Consider the following 26,118-nt stretch of genomic DNA (forward strand, 5'->3'; position numbering starts at 1 on the left):
GAAATCACAACCGAAGGATTCCCGAAGGGAGGACCGTCAGTCCGTGGCCTCGCCCAGCAGCTTCTGCAGCCGCGAGACGCCCTCGACCAGGTCCTCGTCGCCGAGCGCGTAGGACAGCCGCAGATAGCCCGGGGTGCCGAACGCCTCGCCGGGGACGACCGCGACCTCGGCCTCGTCCAGGATCAGCGCGGCCAGCTCCACGGAGTCGGCCGGGCGCTTGCCGCGGATCTCCTTGCCGAGCAGCGCCTTCACCGACGGGTAGGCGTAGAACGCGCCCTCCGGGGTCGGGCAGACGACGCCGTCGATCTCGTTGAGCATCCGCACGATGGTCTGCCGGCGCCGGTCGAAGGCGGCCCGCATCTCGGCGACCGCGTCCAGGTCGCCGGAGACGGCGGCCAGCGCGGCGACCTGCGCCACGTTGGAGACGTTGGAGGTGGCGTGCGACTGGAGGTTCGTCGCGGCCTTGATCACGTCCTTGGGGCCGACGATCCACCCGACCCGCCAGCCGGTCATGGCGTACGTCTTCGCCACCCCGTTGACGACGATGCACTTGTCGCGCAGCTCGGGCACCACCGTGGGCAGCGAGGTGAAGGCCGCGTCGCCGTACACCAGGTGCTCGTAGATCTCGTCGGTCAGCACCCACAGGCCGTGCTCGACGGCCCAGCGGCCGATCGCCTCGGTGTCGGCGGGGCTGTAGACGGCGCCGGTCGGGTTGGACGGCGAGACGAACAGCACGACCTTGGTGCGCTCGGTGCGGGCCGCCTCCAGCTGCTCGACCGAGACCCGGTAGCCGGTCGTCTCGTCGGCGACGACCTCGACCGGGACGCCGCCCGCGAGCCGGATCGACTCGGGGTAGGTGGTCCAGTACGGGGCGGGCACGATGACCTCGTCACCCGGGTCGAGGATCGCGGCGAACGCCTCGTAGATGGCCTGCTTGCCACCGTTGGTGACCAGCACGTTGGCGGCCTCGACCGCGTAGCCGGAGTCGCGGAGCGTCTTGTCGGCGATCGCCTGCTTCAGCTCCGGCAGACCGCCGGCCGGGGTGTAGCGGTGGTACTTCGGGTTGCGGCACGCCTCCACCGCGGCTTCGACGATGTAGCCGGGCGTCGGGAAATCGGGCTCTCCCGCGCCGAACCCGATGACCGGACGCCCGGCGGCCTTGAGGGCCTTGGCCTTGGCGTCGACGGCCAGCGTCGCGGACTCGGAGATCGACCCGACGCGGGCCGAGACCCGACGGTCGGTGGGGGACTGTACGGGAGGAGTAGCTGCGCTCATGACTGCATGCTCCCAGAACCCGCGGACGCCCGGCACCCGGGTTTGACAGGTGGACCCGGGCCCTCCCGAAACGTGGACGTGACGGCGCCGGCAACCGGACGAAATGCCGAACGGGGCGCCGCCGGAACCTGATCGGGCGCAAGCCGTTCGACGGACCGGCGACGAACACGTACACTCATCCGTCGATGGCCTTCCCACCGGCACCGCTGGGGCACGTTCCTGCGGTACGTTGGGGGAGTCGCAAAGGGTCGTAGCTCAATTGGTAGAGCACTGGTCTCCAAAACCAGCGGTTGTGGGTTCGAGTCCCTCCGACCCTGCTCCACACGTCACCCGACGGACGTGGGCAGGTAAAGCACTCGCCGTACCGCGCGACGGGCGCGACACGGCCACGACCCGGAGTCAGGTGAGGACGTAGTGACTGAGATCACGGACTCCGTCGAGGCCCCCGAGCCTGACACGTCCGAGGACGAGGCCAAGAAGCCCCGTCGCGGTGGCAAGCGCGGCAAGAAGGGCCCCCTCGGCCGGCTGGCGCTCTTCTACCGGCAGGTCGTCGCGGAACTCCGCAAGGTGGTCTGGCCGAATCGCAACGACCTGATCACGTACACCACAGTGGTGATTGTCTTCGTTGTGACCGTCATCGCCTTCGTCAGCGTGGTTGACTGGGGATTCTCGAAGCTCGTCTCGTACGTCTTCGGCTGATCCCGCGGGGGCGCCGCCGGTCAACGCAGCGCCCGTCCGCATGTTCCACCCCTTGAAGTCAGGAAGAAGCAGTCACCGTGTCTGACCCGAACGTGTACGACGCCGACGAAACCGTTGAGGGCGACGACACCGCGCTCGACCTCGTCGAGGCCGCCGACGGCGAGACCGACGGGCCCACGGAGGAAGCGGCCGAGGCCGCGGAGACCGCAGAAGCCGACGCGGAAGCCGATGTCACCGAAGCGGACGACGCGGACGGCGACGAGGCCGCGGACGACGAGGCTGCCGACACCGCGGAGGCGCCCGCCGAGCCGGTCGTGGACGCGGTCGCCGCCTTCCGCGAGGAGCTGCGCACCCTGCCCGGCGAGTGGTACGTGATCCACACCTACGCCGGCTACGAGAACCGCGTGAAGTCCAACCTGGAGCAGCGCGCCGTCTCGCTCAACGTCGAGGACTACATCTACCAGGCGGAAGTCCCCCAGGAAGAAGTCGTCCAGATCAAGAACGGCGACCGCAAGACTATTCGGCAGAACAAGCTCCCCGGCTACGTGCTGGTGCGCATGGACCTGACGAACGAGTCCTGGGGCGTCGTCCGCAACACCCCCGGTGTCACCGGCTTCGTCGGCAACGCGTACGACCCGTACCCGCTGACGCTGGACGAGATCGTCAAGATGCTCGCCCCCGAGGTCGAGGCCGCGGCCGAGGCCGCCGCCATCGCGGAGGGCACCGCCCAGCCCCGCAAGGTCGAGGTCCAGGTGCTGGACTTCGAGGTCGGCGACTCGGTCACCGTCACCGACGGCCCCTTCGCCACCCTCCAGGCGACGATCAACGAGATCAACCCGGACTCGAAGAAGGTCAAGGGACTCGTCGAGATCTTCGGCCGCGAGACCCCGGTCGAGCTGAGCTTCGACCAGATCCAGAAGAACTGACACGGTCTTCCCAGCGGCCCCCGTCCGGCGGTTTCCGTCGTACGGGGGCCGCTCGCGTACCCCGGCCACCGGCCGGTTTCAGGATGCGGCGTAATACCCGCTAAAGTGGTGCGGTATGCCTGTACGCAGGCACGAACACTCTCAACAGGACCCGGAGAGAGCAATGCCTCCCAAGAAGAAGAAGGTCACGGGGCTGATCAAGCTCCAGATCAACGCCGGTGCGGCCAACCCGGCCCCGCCGGTCGGCCCCGCGCTGGGCCAGCACGGCGTGAACATCATGGAGTTCTGCAAGGCCTACAACGCGGCGACCGAGTCGCAGCGCGGCATGGTGATCCCGGTGGAGATCACGGTCTACGAGGACCGTTCCTTCACCTTCATCACCAAGACCCCGCCGGCGGCCAAGCTGATCCTGAAGGCCGCGGGCGTCGACAAGGGCTCCGGCGAGCCGCACGTGAAGAAGGTCGCCAAGCTCACCCGCGACCAGGTGCGGGAGATCGCCACGACGAAGCTCCCCGACCTGAACGCCAACGACCTGGACGCCGCCGAGAAGATCATCGCCGGCACCGCCCGCTCCATGGGCATCACGGTCGAGGGCTGACAGCCCCCAGCGCGTCGAGGGGTGGCAACCCCTCTGTGGCAGGGCCTGCTCGGCCCGCACCACGACTCCCAACACGAGTAATCAGGAGCAGCAAGTGAGCAAGCGCAGCAAGTCTCTCCGCGCTGCGGACACCAAGATCGACGCGGAGCGCCTGTACGCCCCGCTCGAGGCCGTCCGCATCGCCAAGGACACCGCGACCACCAAGTTCGACTCGACCGTCGAGGTCGCCTTCCGCCTGGGTGTGGACCCGCGCAAGGCCGACCAGATGGTCCGCGGCACCGTGAACCTTCCGCACGGCACCGGCAAGACCGCCCGGGTCCTGGTCTTCGCGACCGGTGACCGTGCTGCGGCCGCGGAAGCCGCGGGAGCCGACATCGTCGGCTCCGACGAACTGATCGACGAGGTCTCCAAGGGCCGGCTGGACTTCGACGCCGTCGTCGCCACCCCGGACCTCATGGGCAAGGTCGGCCGCCTCGGCCGCGTGCTCGGCCCGCGTGGCCTGATGCCGAACCCGAAGACCGGCACGGTCACCCCGGACGTGGCGAAGGCTGTCACGGACATCAAGGGCGGCAAGATCGAGTTCCGCGTCGACAAGCACTCGAACCTGCACTTCATCATCGGCAAGGTCTCCTTCGACGAGACCAAGCTGGTGGAGAACTACGCGGCGGCGCTGGACGAGATCCTGCGGCTCAAGCCGTCCGCGGCCAAGGGCCGTTACATCAAGAAGGCCGCCGTGAGCACCACCATGGGCCCCGGCATCCAGGTCGACCCCAACCGCACCCGCAACCTCCTCGTCGAGGAGGACCCGGCGTCCGTCTGATGACGACCCCGGTCTCCGAGTGACCGCATCCGGCCCCCGTGCTCCGCGCACGGGGGCCGGATTTGGTTTTCCCCCGGCCCCTCCCGTACGCTTGCGGAGAAGCCAAAGACCGCTGGTCGTTGCCGTGCCCCGAAGGGGCGTGGCGGCCGAAGGATCCGCTCACTGCGGACGACCCGCGCAGGTGATCGTGGATGGACTCCGGAAGAGATTTCCGCCGCGCGGAAGTTCTTTCCGTCGAGTCACGCCCCGTGCGCCTGCGCCGGGGCGTTCGTATTTTGCCAAGTCCCCTTCATTCCGTGCGGTCCGCAATCACCCGGAAGGAGGCCGAGACTCATGGCGAGGCCCGACAAGGCTGCCGCGGTTGCCGAGTTGACGGATCAGTTCCGCGCCTCGAACGCCGCAGTGCTGACCGAGTACCGCGGTCTCACCGTGGCGCAGCTCAAGACGCTGCGCCGTTCGCTCGGTGAGAACGCCACGTACGCCGTGGTGAAGAACACGCTGACCAAGATCGCGGCCAACGAGGCCGGGATCAGCACGCTCGACGACCTGTTCGCGGGTCCGTCGGCCGTCGCCTTCGTGACCGGTGACCCGGTCGAGGCGGCGAAGGGTCTGCGCGACTTCGCCAAGGACAACCCCGCTCTCGTCATCAAGGGCGGTGTCCTTGACGGCAAGGCGCTGTCCGCCGACGAGATCAAGAAGCTCGCGGACCTCGAGTCCCGCGAGGTGCTGCTCGCCAAGCTGGCGGGCGCCATGAAGGCCAAGCAGTCGCAGGCTGCCGCGCTCTTCCAGGCGCTCCCGTCGAAGTTCGTCCGCACCGCGGAAGCGCTTCGTGCCAAGCAGGAGGCCGAGCAGGGCGGTGCCGGTACGCCGGCTCCCGCCGAGGCCGCGGAGTAAGACGCTCCCGCAGCCCAGCGGGCACCGAGTACGCCCGCCGATTCGTGTACACCCGGCACCAGCCGAATTAGTGGAAGGACCGCCATCATGGCGAAGCTCAGCCAGGCCGAGCTGCTCGAGCAGTTCGAGACCCTCACCCTCATCGAGCTCTCCGAGTTCGTGAAGGCCTTCGAGGAGAAGTTCGACGTCACCGCGGCCGCCCCCGTCGCCGCCGCCGTCGCCGGTGGTGGCGCTGCCGCCGCCGTCGAGGCCGCCCCGGAGCAGGACGAGTTCGACGTCATCCTGACCGCCGCCGGTGACAAGAAGATCCAGGTCATCAAGGTCGTGCGTGAGCTGACCTCGCTCGGCCTGAAGGAGGCCAAGGACCTCGTGGACGGCGCCCCCAAGCCCGTCCTGGAGAAGGTCGCCAAGGACGCCGCGGACAAGGCCGCCGAGTCCCTCAAGGGCGCCGGCGCCTCGGTCGAGGTCAAGTAACACCCCGCTGCACCCGCAGCGCCGCAGTACCCCGTCCGGGCCCCCAGGGGGCCGGACAGCCGCAGGGCGGTCACCCATCCGGGTGGCCGCCCTCGGTCGTTCCCGCGTCCTTGCCGCGGTCCGGTACGGGCGTGCGGTTAAGGTGATCGTTCCCGCACGGGACCGGCACCCGAACGCCTACGGACGCCTGGTCACGGGCGGGGCTGCCGGCGGGGCTGTGAGCATGTCCGGCAGGCCAGGGCCTTGACGAACCGCACGCGGCGCGCAATTCTCAGGACGCGTCGAGACTTCGATCCGGGTTGGATGCATGGATCGGGGGAGATGCGGGAATGCATGGCGCAGGCGCGGATCCGGTTCCGAGGCGGGATCCGCACGACGGGCGAGGGGGCGATGATTCGGTACTCCGAATCTCTGCCTGGACATCAGTGTGCCGAGTGGCTACACTGACCCTTTGCGCTGCCTGTTAGCTGCTGCCTGGCCCGTCACCAGCGGCATGCCCACGTCTGAGCACTGCTGAAGAAGTCTCCCATCAGGGCTTTCTTCGTACGCTCAGGGGCGGACCGGTATGCGCGTAGTGAGTCCGAGCCCTCGGAAGGACCCCCTCTTGGCCGCCTCGCGCAACGCCTCGACCACCAATTCGAACAACGGCGCAAGCACCGCCCCGCTGCGCATCTCATTCGCGAAGATCCGTGAACCGCTCGAAGTTCCGAACCTCCTCGCGCTCCAGACCGAGAGCTTTGACTGGCTGCTCGGCAACGCCGCGTGGAAGGCCCGCGTCGAGGCGGCCCTGGACAGTGGGCAGGACGTCCCCAGGAAGTCCGGTCTGGAGGAGATCTTCGAGGAGATCTCCCCGATCGAGGACTTCTCCGGGTCGATGTCCCTCACGTTCCGTGACCACCGCTTCGAGCCGCCGAAGAACTCGCTCGACGAGTGCAAGGAGCGCGACTTCACCTACGGCGCCCCGCTCTTCGTCACCGCCGAGTTCACCAACAACGAGACCGGCGAGATCAAGTCCCAGACGGTCTTCATGGGCGACTTCCCCCTGATGACCTCCAAGGGCACCTTCTGCATCAACGGCACCGAGCGTGTCGTCGTCTCGCAGCTGGTCCGCTCGCCGGGTGTCTACTTCGACAGCCAGATCGACAAGACGTCCGACAAGGACATCTTCTCCGCCAAGATCATCCCGTCCCGGGGTGCCTGGCTGGAGATGGAGATCGACAAGCGCGACATGGTCGGTGTCCGCATCGACCGCAAGCGCAAGCAGTCGGTCACCGTGCTGCTCAAGGCGCTCGGCTGGAGCACCGAGCAGATCCTGGACGAGTTCGGCGACTACGAGTCGATGCGCGCCACCCTGGAGAAGGACCACACCCAGGGCCAGGACGACGCGCTGCTCGACATCTACCGCAAGCTGCGTCCGGGCGAGCCGCCGACCAAGGAGGCCGCGCAGACCCTGCTGGAGAACCTCTACTTCAACCCCAAGCGCTACGACCTCGCCAAGGTCGGCCGCTACAAGGTGAACAAGAAGCTCGGCAGCGACGCGCCCCTGGACGCCGGCGTCCTCACCACCGACGACATCATCGCCACCATCAAGTACCTGGTGAAGCTGCACGCCGGTGAGACCGAGACCAGTGGCGACAACGGTTCGCAGATCGTGGTCGAGGTCGACGACATCGACCACTTCGGCAACCGCCGCCTGCGCAACGTCGGCGAGCTGATCCAGAACCAGGTCCGTACGGGTCTGGCCCGTATGGAGCGCGTGGTCCGCGAGCGGATGACGACCCAGGACGTCGAGGCGATCACGCCGCAGACCCTGATCAACATCCGGCCGGTCGTCGCCTCCATCAAGGAGTTCTTCGGCACCAGCCAGCTCTCGCAGTTCATGGACCAGACGAACCCGCTGTCCGGCCTGACCCACAAGCGCCGCCTGTCGGCGCTGGGCCCCGGCGGTCTGTCCCGTGAGCGGGCCGGCTTCGAGGTCCGCGACGTGCACCCGTCGCACTACGGCCGGATGTGCCCGATCGAGACCCCCGAAGGCCCGAACATCGGCCTGATCGGCTCGCTCGCCTCCTACGGCCGGGTCAACGCGTTCGGCTTCGTCGAGACCCCGTACCGCAAGGTCGTCGAGGGCGTCGTCACCGACGACGTCGACTACCTGACCGCGGACGAGGAAGACCGCTTCGTGATCGCGCAGGCCAACGCGCCGCTCGACGAGAACCTGCGGTTCGCCGAGTCCCGCGTGCTGGTCCGCCGACGTGGCGGCGAGATCGACTACATCCCCGGCGACGACGTCGACTACATGGACGTCTCGCCGCGCCAGATGGTGTCGGTCGCCACCGCGATGATCCCGTTCCTGGAGCACGACGACGCCAACCGCGCGCTCATGGGATCGAACATGATGCGCCAGGCCGTACCGCTGATCAAGGCCGAGGCGCCGCTGGTCGGCACCGGCATGGAGTACCGCTGCGCGGTCGACGCCGGCGACGTCATCAAGGCCGAGAAGGACGGTGTGGTCCAGGAGGTCTCCGCGGACTACGTCACCATCACCAACGACGACGGCACGTACACCACGTACCGGGTCGCCAAGTTCTCCCGCTCCAACCAGGGCACCTCCTTCAACCAGAAGGTCGTCGTGGACGAGGGCGACCGGGTCGTGGTCGGCCAGGTGCTGGCCGACGGCCCGTCCACCGACGAGGGCGAGATGGCCCTCGGCAAGAACCTCCTGGTGGCGTTCATGCCCTGGGAGGGCCACAACTACGAAGACGCGATCATCCTCAGCCAGCGGCTGGTCCAGGACGACGTCCTCTCCTCGATCCACATCGAGGAGCACGAGGTCGACGCCCGGGACACCAAGCTCGGCCCGGAGGAGATCACCCGGGACATCCCCAACGTCTCCGAGGAGGTCCTCGCCGACCTCGACGAGCGCGGGATCATCCGGATCGGCGCCGACGTGGTGGCCGGCGACATCCTGGTCGGCAAGGTCACGCCCAAGGGCGAGACGGAGCTGACCCCGGAGGAGCGGCTGCTGCGCGCGATCTTCGGCGAGAAGGCCCGTGAGGTCCGTGACACCTCGCTGAAGGTGCCGCACGGCGAGACCGGCAAGGTCATCGGCGTCCGCGTCTTCGACCGCGAGGAGGGCGACGAGCTGCCCCCCGGTGTCAACCAGCTGGTGCGCGTGTACGTGGCGCAGAAGCGGAAGATCACCGACGGCGACAAGCTGGCCGGCCGGCACGGCAACAAGGGCGTCATCTCCAAGATCCTGCCCGTCGAGGACATGCCGTTCACCGAGGACGGCACCCCGGTCGACATCATCCTCAACCCGCTCGGCGTCCCGTCCCGGATGAACCCGGGACAGGTGCTGGAGATCCACCTCGGCTGGCTCGCCAAGCAGGGCTGGGACGTCTCCGGCATCGGCGAGGAGTGGGCCCGCCGCCTCCAGGCGATCGACGCCGACCAGGTCGCGCCCGGCACCAACGTGGCCACCCCGGTCTTCGACGGCGCCCGCGAGGACGAGATCCGCGGCCTGTTCGAGTCGACGATCCCGAACCGCGACGGCGACCGCATGGTCCTGCCGTCCGGCAAGGCCCGGCTCTTCGACGGCCGCTCCGGCGAGCCGTTCCCGGAGCCGATCTCGATCGGCTACATGTACATCCTCAAGCTGCACCACCTGGTGGACGACAAGCTGCACGCCCGGTCCACCGGCCCGTACTCGATGATCACCCAGCAGCCGCTCGGTGGTAAGGCGCAGTTCGGCGGTCAGCGATTCGGCGAGATGGAGGTGTGGGCGCTGGAGGCGTACGGCGCTGCCTACGCCCTCCAAGAGCTGCTCACCATCAAGTCCGACGACGTGCTCGGCCGCGTGAAGGTCTACGAGGCCATCGTCAAGGGCGAGAACATCCCCGAGCCGGGCATTCCCGAGTCCTTCAAGGTGCTCATCAAGGAAATGCAGTCGCTCTGCCTCAACGTGGAGGTGCTGTCCTCGGACGGCATGTCCATCGAGATGCGGGACACCGACGAGGACGTGTTCCGCGCCGCGGAAGAGCTCGGTATCGACCTGTCCCGGCGCGAGCCGAGCAGCGTCGAAGAGGTCTGACGGGTTGCCGCCCGGCCCCCTTGGAAGAGGAGCCGGGCGGCCCCCACGACCCGTTCAGACCATTTGAGAATCAACCCTGAGAGGGATTGACGACACAGTGCTCGACGTCAACTTCTTCGACGAGCTGCGGATCGGCCTCGCCACCGCGGACGACATTCGTACCTGGTCGCACGGCGAAGTGAAGAAGCCGGAGACCATCAACTACCGCACCCTCAAGCCGGAAAAGGACGGGCTCTTCTGCGAGAAGATCTTCGGCCCCACCCGGGACTGGGAGTGCTACTGCGGCAAGTACAAGCGGGTCCGCTTCAAGGGCATCATCTGTGAGCGCTGCGGCGTCGAGGTCACTCGCGCCAAGGTGCGGCGCGAGCGGATGGGCCACATCGAGCTGGCCGCGCCCGTCACGCACATCTGGTACTTCAAGGGCGTTCCCTCGCGCCTGGGCTACCTGCTCGACCTCGCCCCGAAGGACCTGGAGAAGGTCATCTACTTCGCGGCGTACATGATCACGTGGGTGGACGACGAGCGCCGCACCCGCGACCTGCCGTCGCTGGAGGCCCAGGTCTCCGTCGAGCGCCAGCAGGTCGAGCAGCGCCGTGACGCCGACGTCGAGGGCCGGCAGAAGAAGCTGGAAGCCGACCTGGCCGAGCTGGAGAACGAAGGCGCCAAGGCCGACGTCCGCCGCAAGGTCCGCGAGGGCGCCGAGCGCGAGATGAAGCAGCTGCGCGACCGCGCGCAGCGCGAGATCGACCGGCTCGACGAGGTGTGGGCGCGCTTCAAGAACCTCAAGGTCCAGGACCTGGAGGGCGACGAGCTGCTCTACCGCGAGCTGCGCGACCGCTTCGGCACGTACTTCCAGGGCTCGATGGGTGCCGCGGCGCTGCAGAAGCGCCTGGAGTCCTTCGACCTGGAGGAGGAGGCCGAGCGCCTCCGCGAGATCATCCGCACCGGCAAGGGCCAGAAGAAGACCCGTGCGCTCAAGCGCCTCAAGGTCGTCTCCGCGTTCCTGCAGACCACCAACAAGCCCAACGGCATGGTGCTGGACTGCGTCCCGGTGATCCCGCCGGACCTGCGTCCGATGGTGCAGCTGGACGGTGGCCGCTTCGCGACCTCCGACCTCAACGACCTGTACCGCCGCGTGATCAACCGCAACAACCGCCTGAAGCGGCTTCTCGACCTCGGTGCCCCCGAGATCATCGTGAACAACGAGAAGCGCATGCTCCAGGAGGCCGTGGACGCGCTCTTCGACAACGGCCGCCGCGGCCGCCCGGTCACGGGCCCCGGCAACCGTCCGCTGAAGTCGCTGTCCGACATGCTCAAGGGCAAGCAGGGCCGCTTCCGGCAGAACCTGCTCGGCAAGCGCGTCGACTACTCCGCCCGTTCGGTGATCGTCGTCGGCCCGCAGCTCAAGCTGCACCAGTGCGGCCTGCCCAAGGCCATGGCGCTGGAGCTCTTCAAGCCGTTCGTGATGAAGCGCCTGGTGGACCTCAACCACGCGCAGAACATCAAGTCGGCCAAGCGCATGGTCGAGCGCGGCCGCACGGTCGTGTACGACGTGCTCGAAGAGGTCATCGCCGAGCACCCGGTGCTGCTGAACCGCGCGCCGACCCTGCACCGCCTGGGCATCCAGGCCTTCGAGCCGCAGCTGGTCGAGGGCAAGGCCATCCAGATCCACCCGCTGGTCTGCACCGCGTTCAACGCGGACTTCGACGGCGACCAGATGGCCGTGCACCTGCCGCTGTCCGCGGAGGCGCAGGCCGAGGCCCGCATCCTGATGCTGTCCTCGAACAACATCCTCAAGCCGGCCGACGGCCGGCCGGTCACCATGCCGACCCAGGACATGGTGCTGGGCCTGTTCTTCCTGACCACGGACTCCGAGGAGCGCGAGGTCAAGGGCGAGGGCCGGGCGTTCGGTTCGACCGCCGAGGCCATCATGGCCTTCGACGCGCGCGAGCTGTCCATGCAGGCGAAGGTCGACATCCGCTTCCCGGTGGGCACCGTCCCGCCGCGCGGCTGGACCCCGCCGGAGCCGGTGGAGGGCGAGGAGCCGTACCAGGTCGGCGACAGCTTCCGGCTGCGCACGACCATGGGCCGGGCGCTCTTCAACGAGCTGCTGCCCGAGGACTACCCGTTCGTGGACTACGCGGTCGGCAAGAAGCAGCTCTCCGAGATCGTCAACGACCTCGCCGAGCGCTACCCGAAGGTGATCGTGGCGGCGACGCTCGACAACCTGAAGGCGGCGGGCTTCCACTGGGCGACCCGGTCCGGCGTGACCGTGGCCGTCACCGACATCGTGGTGCCGGAGGCCAAGAAGGCGATCATCGCGTCGTACGAGGCCCAGGACGAGAAGGTCCAGAAGCAGTACGAGCGCGGTCTGATCACCAAGGACGAGCGCACCCAGGAACTCATCGCGATCTGGACCAAGGCGACCAACGAGGTGGCCGTGGCGATGAACGCGAACTTCCCGAAGACCAACCCCATCTTCATGATGGTGGACTCCGGGGCCCGCGGAAACATGATGCAGATGCGTCAGATCGCGGGTATGCGAGGTCTGGTGTCGAACGCCAAGAACGAGACGATCGCCCGTCCGATCAAGGCGTCCTTCCGTGAGGGCCTGTCCGTGCTGGAGTACTTCATCTCCACCCACGGTGCCCGTAAGGGTCTGGCCGACACCGCGCTGCGCACCGCCGACTCGGGTTACCTGACCCGTCGTCTGGTGGACGTGTCGCAGGACGTGATCATCCGCGAGGAGGACTGCGGCACCGAGCGCGGTCTGAAGCTGCGGATCGCCGAGCGCGCCGCGGACGGCACGCTGCGCAAGACGGACGACGTCGAGACCAGCGTCTACGCCCGCATGCTCGCCGAGGACGTCGTGGTGGACGGCAAGGTCATCGCGCCGGCCAACGTCGACCTCGGTGACGTGCTGATCGACCAGCTGGTGCGGCACGGCGTCGAGGAGGTCAAGACCCGTTCGATCCTGACCTGCGAGTCGACCGTCGGCACCTGCGCGTACTGCTACGGCCGTTCGCTGGCCACCGGCAAGCTGGTCGACATCGGCGAGGCGGTCGGCATCATCGCCGCCCAGTCGATCGGTGAGCCCGGCACCCAGCTGACGATGCGTACCTTCCACACCGGTGGTGTGGCCGGTGACGACATCACGCAGGGTCTGCCGCGTGTCGTCGAGCTGTTCGAGGCCCGGGTCCCGAAGGGTGTCGCCCCGATCTCCGAGGCGTCCGGCCGGGTCCGGATCGAGGAGACCGAGAAGACGAAGAAGCTCGTCGTCACCCCGGACGACGGTGCCGAGGAGATCGCCTACCCGATCTCCAAGCGCGCCAAGCTGATGGTGGGCGAGGGCGACCACGTCGAGGTCGGCGAGAAGCTGACCTTCGGTGCCACCAACCCGCACGACGTGCTGCGGATCCTCGGCCAGCGCCAGGTGCAGATCCACCTGGTGCAGGAAGTGCAGAAGGTCTACAACTCGCAGGGTGTGTCGATCCACGACAAGCACATCGAGATCATCATCCGGCAGATGCTGCGCCGGGTGACGATCATCGAGTCCGGCGACGCGGAGCTGCTGCCCGGCGAGCTGGTCGAGCGCGGCCGGTTCGAGACCGAGAACCGCCGTGTGGTGTCCGAGGGCGGTCACCCGGCCTCCGGCCGTCCGCAGTTGATGGGTATCACCAAGGCGTCGCTGGCCACGGAGTCCTGGCTGTCGGCCGCCTCCTTCCAGGAGACGACCCGGGTGCTGACCGACGCGGCGATCCACGCCAAGTCGGACTCGCTGCTGGGCCTGAAGGAGAACGTCATCATCGGCAAGCTGATCCCGGCCGGTACGGGCCTCGCCCGCTACCGCAACATCCGGGTGGAGCCGACCGAGGAGGCCAAGGCCGCGATGTACTCGGCCGTCGGCTACGACGACATCGACTACAGCCCGTTCGGCACCGGCTCCGGCCAGGCCGTCCCGCTGGAGGACTACGACTACGGCCCGTACAACGGCTAGTCGGCGTCGTCCCGTCGTCGCAGTGCTGTCACAGAGCGGCCGTCCCTCTCGGGGGCGGCCGCTCTGCGGCATTATGGAAGCATGCTGGCCGGGGATGCGGATCGGGAACGTGCGGTGAACGTACTGAAGGACGCGTTCACCGAGGGCCGTTTGCGGCAGGGGGAGTACGAGGAGCGGATCGGCCGGGCCTACGCGGCGCGTACGTACAGCGAGTTGGACGAGCTGACCGCGGACATCCCGCGGTCCGGGCCGGCGCAGCCGTATCCGGTGCCGGCCACGTTCAAGCCGCTGCCGCGGCCGATGCCGCCGTATCCGCAGCCGTACCCGTACGGTTATCCGCCGCCGCCGAAGACCAACGGGGCCGCGATCGGCGCGCTGGTCTGCTCGCTGGTGGGCTCGTTCAGCTTCGGGCTGGGGTCGGCCGGCGCCATCGCGCTCGGGCACGTGGCCAAGAAGCAGATCAAGGAGCGCGGCGACCAGGGCGACGGGATGGCGACGGCCGGACTGGTGATCGGCTATCTCGGTCTGGCCTTCTGGATCCTGGTCTGGGTGCTGAGCGCCGTCGGCAGCTGACCGGACCGAAGCGGCTGATCTGCGCGTTTGCATTTGTTTTGACCACAGCCGATGCGGTAGGTACGCTCTGACCTTGTGCCTGGGGTGTGCCCGGGTCCTCGCGCGTGCCATGCGACCGCGTGAGGCCACCGAGGCCGCGTCACCCGAAATACGCACTTCTCCGTTTGTTCGGATACGTGTGGGGTCCGCGACACACCCGACCGCGTGGGTCGGGCCCCAGGTTAGATGTATCGAGATCGGCACACAGAAACCGGAGAAACGGTGCCTACGATCCAGCAGCTGGTCCGAAAGGGCCGGCAGGACAAGGTCGAGAAGAACAAGACGCCCGCGCTGAAGGGTTCCCCCCAGCGTCGTGGCGTTTGCACGCGTGTGTACACGACCACCCCCAAGAAGCCGAACTCGGCCCTGCGTAAGGTCGCCCGTGTGCGCCTGACCAGCGGCATCGAGGTCACCGCTTACATCCCGGGTGAGGGCCACAACCTGCAGGAGCACTCGATCGTGCTCGTGCGCGGTGGTCGTGTGAAGGACCTTCCGGGTGTTCGCTACAAGATCATCCGCGGTTCGCTCGACACGCAGGGCGTCAAGAACCGTAAGCAGGCTCGCAGCCGCTACGGCGCCAAGAAGGAGAAGTAAGAATGCCTCGTAAGGGCCCCGCCCCGAAGCGCCCGGTCATCATCGACCCGGTTTACGGCTCCCCGCTGGTGACGTCCCTCGTCAACAAGATCCTCCTGCACGGCAAGCGCTCCACCGCCGAGCGCATCGTGTACGGCGCCCTCGAGGGCCTGCGTGAGAAGTCGGGCAACGACCCGGTCATCACGCTCAAGCGCGCGCTGGAGAACATCAAGCCCACCCTGGAGGTCAAGTCCCGCCGCGTCGGCGGTGCGACCTACCAGGTCCCGGTCGAGGTCCGCCCCGGCCGTCAGAACACGCTGGCGCTGCGCTGGCTGGTCGGCTACTCCCGCGCCCGGCGCGAGAAGACCATGACCGAGCGCCTGATGAACGAGATCCTCGACGCCAGCAATGGCCTGGGTGCTTCCGTGAAGCGCCGCGAGGACACGCACAAGATGGCCGAGTCCAACAAGGCCTTCGCGCACTACCGCTGGTAGTCACCACCCCCATCGAGAACCGAGAGAAGACTGAGCCACATGGCCACCACTTCGCTTGACCTGGCCAGGGTCCGCAACATCGGGATCATGGCCCACATCGACGCGGGCAAGACGACGACCACCGAGCGGATCCTGTTCTACACCGGTGTTTCGTACAAGATCGGTGAAGTCCACGACGGCGCAGCCACCATGGACTGGATGGAGCAGGAGCAGGAGCGCGGCATCACGATCACGTCCGCCGCGACGACCTGTCACTGGCCGCTCGATGATGTCGACCACACCATCAACATCATCGACACCCCCGGTCACGTCGACTTCACCGTCGAGGTGGAGCGTTCGCTCCGCGTCCTCGACGGCGCCGTCACGGTGTTCGACGGCGTCGCCGGTGTGGAGCCGCAGTCCGAGACGGTGTGGCGTCAGGCCGACCGTTACGGCGTGCCCCGCATCTGCTTCGTCAACAAGCTCGACCGCACCGGCGCCGAGTTCCACCGCTGCGTCGACATGATCGTGGACCGCCTCGGTGCGGTGCCGCTGGTCATGCAGCTGCCGATCGGCGCCGAGGCCGACTTCAAGGGCGTGGTCGACCTCGTCCAGATGAAGGCGCTGGTCTGGTCCGCCGAGGCGACCAAGGGCGAGATGTACGACACCGTCGACATCCCCGACACCCACGTCGAGGCGGCCGACGAGTGGCGCGGCAAGTTGCTCGAAGCCGTCGCCGAGCACGACGACGCCATGATGGAGCTGTACCTGGAGGGCCAGGAGCCCGACCAGGAGCAGCTCATCGCGGCGATCCGCCGGATCACCCTCGCCTCCAAGGGCGGCGCGGGCTCCGTCACCGTCACCCCCGTGTTCTGCGGCACCGCGTTCAAGAACAAGGGCGTCCAGCCCCTGCTCGACGCGGTCGTGCGCTACCTTCCGTCGCCGCTGGACGTCGAGGCCATCGAGGGCCACGCCGTCGGCAACGCGGAAGAGATCATCAAGCGCAAGCCGTCGGACGACGAGCCGTTCTCCGGTCTCGCGTTCAAGATCATGAGCGACCCCCACCTGGGCAAGCTCACCTTCGTCCGGGTCTACTCGGGCCGCCTGGAGTCGGGTTCCGCCGTGCTGAACTCGGTCAAGGGCAAGAAGGAGCGCATCGGCAAGATCTACCGCATGCACGCGAACAAGCGTGAGGAGATCGAGTCGGTGGGCGCCGGCGACATCATCGCCGTCATGGGCCTGAAGCAGACCACCACCGGTGAGACGCTGTGCGACGACAAGAACCCGGTGATCCTGGAGTCCATGGACTTCCCGGCGCCGGTGATCCAGGTCGCGATCGAGCCCAAGTCCAAGGGTGACCAGGAGAAGCTGGGTGTCGCCATCCAGCGGCTCTCGGAGGAGGACCCCTCCTTCCAGGTTCACTCGGACGAGGAGACCGGCCAGACCATCATCGGCGGTATGGGCGAACTGCACCTCGAGGTGCTGGTCGACCGTATGCGGCGCGAGTTCCGGGTCGAGGCCAACGTCGGCAAGCCGCAGGTCGCGTACCGCGAGACCATTCGCAAGACGGTCGAGCGCATCGACTACACCCACAAGAAGCAGACCGGTGGTACCGGTCAGTTCGCCAAGGTGCAGATCATGCTGGAGCCGCTGGAAGGCGGCGACGCGACCTACGAGTTCGTCAACAAGGTCACCGGTGGCCGCATCCCCCGCGAGTACATCCCGTCGGTGGACGCCGGTGCGCAGGAGGCCATGAAGTTCGGCATCCTGGCCGGCTACGAGATGGTGGGCGTCCGCGTCACCCTGATCGACGGCGGCTACCACGAGGTCGACTCCTCCGAGCTGGCGTTCAAGATCGCCGGTTCGCAGGCGTTCAAGGAGGGTGCCCGCAAGGCGAGCCCCGTGCTCCTCGAACCGATGATGGCCGTCGAGGTCACCACGCCCGAGGACTACATGGGCGACGTCATCGGCGACCTCAACTCCCGCCGTGGCCAGATCCAGGCCATGGAGGAGCGCAGCGGTGCCCGGGTCGTCAAGGGCCTGGTTCCGCTGTCGGAGATGTTCGGCTACGTCGGCGACCTCCGGTCCAAGACCTCGGGCCGGGCCAGCTACTCCATGCAGTTCGACTCCTACGCCGAGGTTCCGCGGAACGTCGCCGAGGAGATCATCGCGAAGGCCAAGGGCGAATAAGTCGCTCTAGGCTTGCATCCAGCAAAGATCACCTGGCGCCGATGAAGCAAGGCGTACAGATCCACTCCCAGGAGGACCCCAGTGGCGAAGGCGAAGTTCGAGCGGACTAAGCCGCACGTCAACATCGGCACCATCGGTCACATCGACCACGGTAAGACGACCCTTACCGCGGCGATCACCAAGGTGCTGCACGACGCGTACCCGAACCTCAACGAGGCCTCGGCGTTCGACCAGATCGACAAGGCTCCCGAGGAGCGCCAGCGCGGTATCACCATCTCCATCGCGCACGTCGAGTACCAGACCGAGTCGCGTCACTACGCGCACGTCGACTGCCCCGGTCACGCGGACTACATCAAGAACATGATCACCGGTGCGGCGCAGATGGACGGCGCCATCCTGGTGGTCGCCGCGACCGACGGCCCGATGCCGCAGACCAAGGAGCACGTGCTCCTGGCCCGCCAGGTCGGCGTGCCGTACATCGTCGTCGCGCTGAACAAGGCCGACATGGTGGACGACGAGGAGATCCTGGAGCTCGTCGAGCTCGAGGTCCGCGAGCTGCTCTCCGAGTACGAGTTCCCGGGCGACGACCTGCCGGTCGTGCGCGTCTCCGCGCTCAAGGCGCTCGAGGGCGACAAGGAGTGGGGCGAGAAGCTCCTCGGCCTCATGCACGCCGTCGACGAGGCCATCCCGACCCCCGAGCGTGACGTCGACAAGCCGTTCCTGATGCCGATCGAGGACGTCTTCACGATCACCGGTCGTGGCACCGTCGTCACCGGCCGCATCGAGCGTGGTGTCCTGAAGGTCAACGAGACCGTTGACATCATCGGCATCAAGCAGGAGAAGACCACCACCACGGTCACCGGCATCGAGATGTTCCGCAAGCTGCTCGACGAGGGCCAGGCCGGTGAGAACGTCGGTCTGCTGCTCCGCGGCATCAAGCGCGAGGACGTCGAGCGCGGCCAGGTCATCATCAAGCCCGGTTCGGTCACCCCGCACACCGAGTTCGAGGCCCAGGCCTACATCCTGTCGAAGGACGAGGGTGGCCGTCACACCCCCTTCTTCAACAACTACCGTCCGCAGTTCTACTTCCGCACCACGGACGTGACCGGCGTCGTGACCCTCCCCGAGGGCACCGAGATGGTCATGCCGGGCGACAACACGGCCATGAGCGTCCAGCTCATCCAGCCGATCGCCATGGAAGAGGGCCTGAAGTTCGCCATCCGTGAGGGTGGCCGGACGGTGGGCGCCGGCCAGGTTACGAAGATCAATAAGTAACCGCCTGCGGCTCGCAGAGCCTCAAAAGGGTGCCCCGTAACGCTTCGGCGTTACGGGGCACCCTTTGCTTTGCGCTGCGGGCGAGTGGGGGCTTGTCGCGCAGTTCCCCGCGCCCCTTTAAAAACGGGCGCTGTACTCCGTCGAACTTGCGGGGAGGGGATACGTCAGCGTGATCGTGCCCGTTGGGGATCCGGCCGCGGTCGGGATGTCGCCCGGGGTGGGGAGGTGCTTCAGCGGGGCGTACGCGACGGGGGCGGCGGGGGAGGGCTGGGTCCAGTGGTGGACGGTGGTGTGGCCCGAGCCGAAGACGTGGATACGGCCGCGCCCGTCGGTGACGACGGCGAGCCCGTCCTGGACCTCGCCGCCGCCGAGATCGCGCCACGGGCTCCACACCCCGGCGGTCAGCACCCGGGTGCTGACACCCTTGGCGGCGTTGCGGGCGAACAGGTGCACACTGCCGTCCGGCGCGGTGACCGCGACCGGCACACCCGTCCGCCGCGTACGGTCCTGGTCGGTCTCCGGGCTGCCGAGCGAGGACCAGCCGCCGCCGCGCCACATGACGATGTCCCGGGTGTTCGGGCCGCCGTGCCCCTCCAGGACCGCGAAGCGCAGCGCGAACAGCAGGGTCTCGCCGTCGCGGGTGCGCACGCACGACAGGGCCGGCGCGAGCGTCCCGCCGCCCAAGTCCTGCGGTTCGCCCCACACCCCGCTGCCCGGCCGGGTCTCCGCCCGCCGCACCGCCCGGTTGCCGAGCACCTCGTACGCGTACGGCCCCGCCACGATCCGGTGCGCGCCCGAATAGCGGCGGTGGGTGGAGCGGATCCAGCCCTTGCGGTTGGCCAGCGGCTCGTTCTCGCCCTGGCCGTAGTCGCCGCAGCCCGCCTTGTTGCCGCACTGCCAGGCCGCGTTGCCGCCGTACTGGAACAGGAAGCGGGCCTTCAGCGCGACCGTGGCGGGCGGCAGGTTGTACGGCCAGTGGTGGGCGTAGTAGCCGCGGTAGGCAGTGGTGGTGAAGGCGGGCACCACGCCGGCGGCGCCCGCCGCCGACCGTGACACCCACTGCGCCATCGCCTTCCAGGTGAACAGCGCCGCCGCCGTGTGGTCGCGGTGGTCGGAGAAGCCGGGCTGCTCGGCGCCGACGGTGTGCGCCTGGATGTCCGGGTCCGGGTCGAGGGTCCTGATCTCCGTCGGCCGGAAGCGTTCCATCAGGCCCGCGAGGACGTCCAGCAGCCGCTGGTGGGTGTAGACGCTGTGCCGGTCGTCGGCGGCGGGCGCGTCCCGCGCGTCGACGTACGGCAGCGCGATGCCCGGTCGCGACCACATCAGCGGCAGGCTCGCGCCCGGCGCGGGCTCGTGCATCGACACCTGGAGGAACACCAGGCGGGCGTGGCGGTCGCCGTGCCGCAGCGCGTCCATCTCCGCGCGCAGCCCGCCGCCGAGGTCGAGCACCTCGGTCGTCCACGGCGTGAAGTGCGGCAGGCCGAGCATCGTCGCGTACGCCTGCCGCAGGCCCTGGTGCCGCGCCGAGGAGTACGCGGCGCGGTCGTGCCGGTGGTGGTGGCGCGGGCCGAACGGTTCGTGGTTCACACCGGTCGACTCGCCGGCCGTCACGTACACCGAGACCACGGGGGTGCCGGCCTGGAGCGAGTGGACGGTGTCCGGGTTCATGAAGAACAGGTCGTCGTCCGGGTGCGCCAGCACCTGCATCACCAAAGGGGTGCCCATTTCGCCGTACGGCTGCGTCGCCAGTGGGTCGGGCGGCGCCGCCATCCTCTCGGGCGCCGCCGTCCGCACCGTCGTCGTGCACCCGCTCAGTGTCGCGGCGGCGGCCCCGAGGGTTGCCAGGAGCGCGCGGCGCGACGGGGGTTGTGGGGTGTGATCGTCCTTCACGCCCGGTAAGAGCCGACGCGTGGCGATCAGGTTGCCTCGCCACCGCGGAGGACGGTCCCCTCCTGCGGAGTGCGTTCAGTTAGGGGCGCGGGGAACTGCGCGCTCAGCCCCCACCGGCCCGGTGGTCGCAAAAACAACAGCGTCTGCCCCACTGGGGGCGGTTTTTGTCTGTAGGCGCGCGCGGGCTGGGCGCGCAGTTCCCCGCGCCCCTGAGGGTGAACGTCTTCCGCACGCGCGGGTACAGGGGCCGCGCCCCTGACGGGGCGCCCTACTCCGCTGGCGCGGGCTTATGGGCGGATGAGGCGGTCGGCGGCGCGGGTGGTGAGGAGGAGAAGGAAGGCGGTGAGGAGGGTGGCGAGGAGGAGGAGTTGGGCCGCGGCGGAGCCGGAGAAGGTGTGGTGGAGGGGCCCGTTGAGGGCGAGAGCGAGGGCCGTGACGGAGATGAGGGGCCCGGCCGCGTACCAGGCGACGAACAGAAGCGGGCCCGGCCCGCCCGCCGGGGTGTTGCCGCCGAGGAAGAGCAGATGGGTGCGGGCCGGCCCGCGGCAGGCGGAGAAGAGCGAGGCCGCGGTGAAGGGCGGCGCGCACAGCGGCACGAGAAGAAGGGCGGCCGGCGTACCCGCGACGGCGAGCGGCACCGCGGCCAGCAGGCCGAGGAGGACGCCGAGCACAGCGGGCACGACGGCGTGCCGCAGCATCAGCGTGCGGAAGCGGAAGGGCGCCCAGGCGCCCCTGCGCACGTCGTCGGTCTCCAGCCGCGCCGTCTCGGCGAGCGCGCCGACCGCCGCGTAACCGAAGAGCAGGCCGACGACGAGCCCGACCACCCGCCGCTCACCGCCGAGGTCCACGCCGAGCGCGGCGGTCGCGGTGCCGCACGCCGTCCACACGGCGGCCCGGCCGAGCCGGCCGGGCGCCCGCAGCAGGGCCAGCAGGTCGCGCCACTCGACCACGAGGTGCCGGCCGAGCCGGCCGCGCGGCGGCGGCAGCCGCAGCCCGCGGGCGGTGCTGCCACCGCCCGCCTCCATGATCGCGAGCTTGGCGGCGCGCAGTTCCATGGACCACATCACCGAGGAGACGGTGGTCGCGGTGGCGGCCCGCTCCCTGAGCCGGCCCGTCGGCACCAGGGCGGCGTCGCCGTACGCGCGGTACACGGCCGCCGCGGTGGCCGCGGCGAGCAGTACGACCGCGGCCGGCCAGCCGGGCACCGAGCCGCCGGTCGCGCGGATCACCGGCTGCGCGGCCCAGCCCCACGGCCCCGACCACAGCTCGGCCCACTCCAGGACGCGCGCCCGGTGGCCGGCCGCCGCCAGCGCGCTCTGGGCGACCAGGGCGCCCAGCAGCAGGACGGCGGGCGCGGTCCACCGCCGGACGGCGCGGGTCAGCCGGGGCCGCCGTTCGACGGCCATGCCGAGCGCGACGGCGAGCAGCGGCAGGCACAGCGCGGCCGGGAGCATGCCGAGCAGGGCGGGCCCGATGGCGGCGCGGCCGGTGACCCGCAGGACGACGCCGGCCGCGACTCCGGCCAGCAGGCCGGGCAGCAGCGCGAGGCCGGCCGACAGCCGGAACCACGGGCGCAGCACCGCGGCCCGCCGTACCGGCTGGGTCAGCAGCCAGCCGACGGTCGGCCCCGGTACGACGACCGGACCGCGCCACAGGGCGTCGCGCGCGGCGAGCAGCGCGAGCGCGACGGTGACGGTGGTGAACAGCGCGGGCAGCCCGCGTTGCAGATCGCGGCCGACCCCGGCGTAGTCGGCGCCGTGCTCCAGCTCGCGCAGGAAGTGCACCGCCAGGCCGCTGCCGTAGCCGATGACGCCGAGCAGCACGCAGTAGAGCAGGACCGCCAGGTCCTTCCCCTGCTCCCTGCGGTGCGCCCGCCTCTTCCGCCTCAGCCACGCCAGCGTCTCGGCGGTCCTGTCGTCCTCCGCCTCACTCCAGACCTCGTCGTCCGCGTCCTCGACGGAATCCGCCTCCGCGACGTCATCGCGATCCGCGCCCGGGTCCGTGTCCAGGCCCGCAGCCGCGTCCGCGTCCGGGCCGGTGTCCGCGACGGCACGCGCGTCCGTGTCCAGGCCCGCGACAGCGTCCGCCTCCGCGTCGGCATCGCGGTCCGGGTCGGCGCCGCGGCCGGCCGCCGCCGTCGTTTCCCGCGTCACGGCCGCAGGCCCAGCTCGCGCAGGACCGCGGCGGGCGCGCCGGAGGCGATGACGCGGCCGTCCTCCAGGGCGATCATGCGGTCGGCGACGGCCTCGGCGAGGTCGGTCTGGTGGGTGGCGAGCAGGACGGCGACGCCGTCGGCCTTCTCGGCGGCGAGGAGTTCGGCCAGGCGCTGCCGGGCGTCGGGGTCGAGCCGCTGTTCCGGCTCGTCCAGGATCAGCAGGTCGCGCGGCCGGACGAGGGCGGCGGCGAGCAGCAGCGACTGCATCTGGCCCGAGGACAGCGAGCCGGGCAACGCGTCGGCGTGGTCGGACAGCCGCCGGTCGGCCAGCACCTGGTCGATCCAGGCGTCGGCGTCGTCCACCGCGTGCGCGACGGTGACCAGTTCCAGGTGCTCGCGGACGGTGAGGTCCGGGTAGCAGGCGACGGCGTCGCCGACGACCGCGACCCGGGCGCGTACCTGCGGGTCGTCCTCGCTGACCGCGCGGCCCGCGAACAGCGCCTCGCCGGACGTCGGGGCGTCCCGGCCCGCAGCGATCCGCAGCAGCGTCGACTTGCCGGATCCGTTGTGCCCGAACAGGGCGGTGCACCCGCCCGGCACCAGGTCCAGGTCCAGCGGCAGCAGCGCCTTGCGCTCGCCGTAGCTGCGGCTCACCTTGCGCAGCCGCAGCAGCGCGCCCGCACCCTTGGTCGCCTTCATGCGGGCCCTCCGTGCCGTGGGTGGATATGCCGAGACCCTAATACGCCGCGCTGTGCCGTCCGCCGCCACATCAGCGCCACATCACTGCCCTATTGGTATAGACCTATAGGGCGTCATCCCGATAGCATGCGAGCGCAATCGCACCACTCCGCACGGTCCCTGACTGTCTGTCAGGAAATCTGTCACTTTGAGGAGTCGGAACGTGAGACAACGCATCGGACTGTTCGCCGCCGCCGCGGTCGCCGCCCTGATCCCGCTCGGCGCCGCGACCTCCGCGCACGCGTCGCAGGAATTCCCGCACCTGGCGGGCATCTACACCACGCAGGAGCAGTGCCAGGCGGCCGGCGTCGCGGGCCACGACCTGTGGGGTCCGGTCTTCCTCTGCCAGGGCGTCGGCCAGTACTTCTACCTCTACACCCACTGACCCCACCGGCACCGTGCGCCACCGGGGGCGGCAGGCCCGCCCCCGGCCCGGCGACCGCCGTGACGGCCTTGTGACACCCGATCACCCGCAGGACGCCCGGCCGCCTTCCGCCGGTGCCCCGGCCGGGCCACAATTCCCGGTGTGACAGCTATGGGGGGACCGGGGGAGACGCGGGACACGGAGCACGCACCGGCCGAACCTGCCGTGGCCGGCGGCAGCGGCGAGGACGACGGCAGCCCGCTGCGGTCGCTGATCCTCGGCCTGCTGCTGGGCGCCACGATCGCCGCCCTGGTGTGCGGGCTCGTCATCGGCAGGCCCGCCCTGTGGGGCCCGGGCGCCGGGGTCACGGCGCTGTTCCTGCTGGCCGGGACCGGCGTCTTCGAGCGGAGGACGGACAAGCCGGTCGTGGAACGGCGCAAGGCGCTGGCCATGATCGAGAGCCGGCGCGCCACCAGCACCGGCGAATCCGCGGACATCCCCGTCGCCTTCGATCTGACGGTGGCGCCCGACGAGCGGCCCGCGTACCGGGTGAACACCGACGAGACCATCAATCTGGTGGACATCCCCGACTACAAGGTGCGCGGGATCGTGGTGGTGGAGTACCGCGTCGACAAACCGTGGGAAGTCGCCCTCGTCGCCGAGCCGGACGCCGAGTGGTCGCGGCGGCGGGCGGAGGCGGTGCTCGACTCGGCGCCGGAGTCGTCCCGGGAGAAGGACACCGCGCAGAAGGTCGGGCTCGGCTGCCTGATGGCGTTCTTCGGGCTGCTGGCCGGGGCCGCCGTGATCGTCGTCCTCTTCCGCGGCGACCTGTTCAAGGACGACGGCGCCGACTCCGGCGCGCACCCCGCACCCTCGGTCTCCGCGTCGTCGGATGCGACGTCGGACTCGTCGTCGACCACCACCACCGTCACCGACAGCATCACGACCGCCGACGTCAGCGGCTCGATCCTGACCGGCGGGCTGCTGCGGACGACCGCGAACTCGATGGTCACCGCGGGCGCGCCCACCGCGATCCGCCTCACGATCAGCGAGCACCGGATGACCGCGCGCGGCACCACGCCCGCCGAGTGGACCGCGGACCGGCTGCCGGTCCCGCTGAGCACCCTGCCGTACGAGAAGATGCCCGCGCTGGTGCGCGAGGCGAGGACGACGCTCCATGTGAACGGCGCCGGCGACTGGCAGATCGACGTCACCCGCGATGCGAAGACCAAGGCCGTGCGGATCGTGGTGACCGTCCGGGACGGCAACGGCGACGCCACCCTGACCGCGGACGAGACGGGACGGGTCACGCACCGCGACCCCCGCAGCTAGCCCGCCGCGCGGGTCATTGGGCAGCCTGTACGCGGCCCCCGCGCGCCCCAGGTTTGGCGATCGGACGCGGAGGGGTAAGCTCTCCGGCTCGATTGGCCACGGCCATGCCCCATATGGCACACTGTCCAAGTTGCTCGGTCGAGCGCCGATGCTGCGCGCCTCCCGTCGGGGGGACCGGAAGCGAGTCCCACAGTACTCGTCGCCCTACCTGCCCCTCGGGGCAGCACTGGGGCGGACGTACGGGAATCTTCCGGGAAGCGTCAGTGCGGTTCCGGCCAGGCATCCGGTGGGTGTTATCTCCCACGCAACCCCCTGCCAAGGGATTTCCGCATGCGGAAATTCACGGAAGGGGCGCGACACGCCCGACCGCGTGGGTCGGAGTAGCGGATGCCAGAGCGTAAATGAGACAAGGACTACGGAGTAGCCATGGCGGGACAGAAGATCCGCATCCGGCTCAAGGCCTACGACCACGAGGTCATCGACTCCTCGGCGAAGAAGATCGTCGAGACGGTGACCCGTACTGGTGCGCAGGTCGCGGGCCCGGTGCCGCTGCCCACTGAGAAGAACGTGTACTGCGTCATCAAGTCGCCGCACAAGTACAAGGACTCGCGCGAGCACTTCGAGATGCGCACGCACAAGCGCCTGATCGACATCCTCGACCCGACGCCCAAGACCGTTGACTCGCTGATGCGCCTGGACCTTCCGGCCGGCGTCGACATCGAGATCAAGCTCTGAGAGGCGCG

At 69.1% G+C, this 26,118-nt stretch carries 20 protein-coding genes and 1 tRNA gene; 17 read left to right on the top strand and 4 right to left on the bottom strand.

Features of this window, described 5'->3' with window-relative positions; all coding sequences use genetic code 11:
• Window positions 1-36 precede the first annotated feature (36 nt).
• Window positions 37-1,275, bottom strand: coding sequence for a pyridoxal phosphate-dependent aminotransferase (locus BM076_RS10600; RefSeq protein ID WP_093713189.1), 1,239 nt, complete (start codon window positions 1,273-1,275; stop codon window positions 37-39).
• A 244-nt stretch (window positions 1,276-1,519) separates the two neighbouring features.
• On the opposite strand from BM076_RS10600, the gene BM076_RS10605 reads away from it, so the two are divergent.
• From BM076_RS10605 to tuf, 14 genes are all read left to right on the top strand, one after another.
• A tRNA-Trp gene (locus BM076_RS10605) sits at window positions 1,520-1,592 on the top strand.
• A gap of 97 nt (window positions 1,593-1,689) precedes the next feature.
• Complete coding sequence (gene secE, locus BM076_RS10610; protein ID WP_093713190.1) at window positions 1,690-1,974, top strand: preprotein translocase subunit SecE; 285 nt, start codon at window positions 1,690-1,692, stop codon at window positions 1,972-1,974.
• 77 nt (window positions 1,975-2,051) lie between these two features.
• On the top strand, window positions 2,052-2,900 hold the full coding sequence (gene nusG / locus BM076_RS10615; RefSeq protein WP_093713191.1) for a transcription termination/antitermination protein NusG: 849 nt from the start codon (window positions 2,052-2,054) through the stop codon (window positions 2,898-2,900).
• A gap of 163 nt (window positions 2,901-3,063) precedes the next feature.
• Complete coding sequence (gene rplK / locus BM076_RS10620; RefSeq protein ID WP_093713192.1) at window positions 3,064-3,498, top strand: 50S ribosomal protein L11; 435 nt, start codon at window positions 3,064-3,066, stop codon at window positions 3,496-3,498.
• Between the two features lie 94 nt (window positions 3,499-3,592).
• Window positions 3,593-4,318, top strand: a complete 726-nt coding sequence (rplA, locus tag BM076_RS10625; RefSeq protein ID WP_093713193.1) for a 50S ribosomal protein L1 — start codon at window positions 3,593-3,595, stop codon at window positions 4,316-4,318.
• Window positions 4,319-4,651: 333 nt separating this feature from the next.
• A complete protein-coding gene (rplJ, locus tag BM076_RS10630) occupies window positions 4,652-5,212 on the top strand; it encodes a 50S ribosomal protein L10 (protein ID WP_093713194.1) in 561 nt (186 codons plus the stop codon).
• Window positions 5,213-5,299: 87 nt separating this feature from the next.
• Window positions 5,300-5,686 (top strand): 50S ribosomal protein L7/L12, encoded by a 387-nt coding sequence (gene rplL / locus BM076_RS10635; protein ID WP_093713195.1) that lies wholly within the window; start codon window positions 5,300-5,302, stop codon window positions 5,684-5,686.
• Window positions 5,687-6,290: 604 nt separating this feature from the next.
• Entirely contained in the window at window positions 6,291-9,776 is a 3,486-nt protein-coding gene (gene rpoB, locus BM076_RS10645; RefSeq protein ID WP_093713196.1) for a DNA-directed RNA polymerase subunit beta, read from the top strand.
• 97 nt (window positions 9,777-9,873) lie between these two features.
• Window positions 9,874-13,773: a DNA-directed RNA polymerase subunit beta' gene (locus BM076_RS10650; protein WP_093713197.1), complete on the top strand. Its 3,900-nt coding sequence runs from the start codon at window positions 9,874-9,876 to the stop codon at window positions 13,771-13,773.
• Window positions 13,774-13,854: 81 nt separating this feature from the next.
• Window positions 13,855-14,346 (top strand): DUF1707 and DUF4190 domain-containing protein, encoded by a 492-nt coding sequence (locus BM076_RS10655; RefSeq protein ID WP_093713198.1) that lies wholly within the window; start codon window positions 13,855-13,857, stop codon window positions 14,344-14,346.
• 261 nt (window positions 14,347-14,607) lie between these two features.
• The gene (rpsL, locus tag BM076_RS10660; protein ID WP_014144289.1) at window positions 14,608-14,979 is read left to right on the top strand and encodes a 30S ribosomal protein S12; all 372 of its coding nucleotides are present in this window, start codon (window positions 14,608-14,610) and stop codon (window positions 14,977-14,979) included.
• Window positions 14,980-14,981: 2 nt separating this feature from the next.
• Window positions 14,982-15,452: a 30S ribosomal protein S7 gene (gene rpsG / locus BM076_RS10665; protein ID WP_093713199.1), complete on the top strand. Its 471-nt coding sequence runs from the start codon at window positions 14,982-14,984 to the stop codon at window positions 15,450-15,452.
• 39 nt (window positions 15,453-15,491) lie between these two features.
• Window positions 15,492-17,621, top strand: coding sequence for an elongation factor G (fusA, locus tag BM076_RS10670; RefSeq protein WP_093713200.1), 2,130 nt, complete (start codon window positions 15,492-15,494; stop codon window positions 17,619-17,621).
• An 81-nt stretch (window positions 17,622-17,702) separates the two neighbouring features.
• Window positions 17,703-18,896 carry an elongation factor Tu gene (tuf, locus tag BM076_RS10675; protein ID WP_093713201.1) on the top strand — a complete coding sequence of 398 codons (1,194 nt, stop codon included), beginning with the start codon at window positions 17,703-17,705 and terminating at the stop codon, window positions 18,894-18,896.
• Window positions 18,897-19,013: 117 nt separating this feature from the next.
• On the opposite strand, the gene BM076_RS10680 is transcribed toward tuf, so the two are convergent.
• The 3 genes from BM076_RS10680 to BM076_RS10690 all read right to left on the bottom strand — a co-directional run bounded on the left by BM076_RS10680 (window position 19,014) and on the right by BM076_RS10690 (window position 23,640).
• Window positions 19,014-20,666: a PIG-L family deacetylase gene (locus BM076_RS10680; protein WP_093713202.1), complete on the bottom strand. Its 1,653-nt coding sequence runs from the start codon at window positions 20,664-20,666 to the stop codon at window positions 19,014-19,016.
• A 407-nt stretch (window positions 20,667-21,073) separates the two neighbouring features.
• Window positions 21,074-22,939: a hypothetical protein gene (locus BM076_RS10685; protein ID WP_093713203.1), complete on the bottom strand. Its 1,866-nt coding sequence runs from the start codon at window positions 22,937-22,939 to the stop codon at window positions 21,074-21,076.
• Complete coding sequence (locus tag BM076_RS10690; protein ID WP_093713204.1) at window positions 22,936-23,640, bottom strand: ABC transporter ATP-binding protein; 705 nt, start codon at window positions 23,638-23,640, stop codon at window positions 22,936-22,938. The genes BM076_RS10685 and BM076_RS10690 overlap by 4 nt, the downstream gene beginning before the upstream one ends.
• 202 nt (window positions 23,641-23,842) lie before the next feature.
• On the opposite strand from BM076_RS10690, the gene BM076_RS10695 reads away from it, so the two are divergent.
• The 3 genes from BM076_RS10695 to rpsJ all read left to right on the top strand — a co-directional run bounded on the left by BM076_RS10695 (window position 23,843) and on the right by rpsJ (window position 26,110).
• A complete protein-coding gene (locus BM076_RS10695) occupies window positions 23,843-24,064 on the top strand; it encodes a hypothetical protein (protein ID WP_093713205.1) in 222 nt (73 codons plus the stop codon).
• 141 nt (window positions 24,065-24,205) lie between these two features.
• The gene (locus BM076_RS10700) at window positions 24,206-25,375 is read left to right on the top strand and encodes a hypothetical protein (protein WP_143120550.1); all 1,170 of its coding nucleotides are present in this window, start codon (window positions 24,206-24,208) and stop codon (window positions 25,373-25,375) included.
• A 426-nt stretch (window positions 25,376-25,801) separates the two neighbouring features.
• Window positions 25,802-26,110, top strand: coding sequence for a 30S ribosomal protein S10 (rpsJ, locus tag BM076_RS10705; protein WP_014144312.1), 309 nt, complete (start codon window positions 25,802-25,804; stop codon window positions 26,108-26,110).
• The last annotated feature ends 8 nt before the right edge of the window (window positions 26,111-26,118 follow it).

It is taken from the genome of Actinacidiphila alni, from assembly GCF_900112845.1.
Taxonomy (GTDB): Bacteria; Actinomycetota; Actinomycetes; order Streptomycetales; family Streptomycetaceae; genus Actinacidiphila; species Actinacidiphila alni.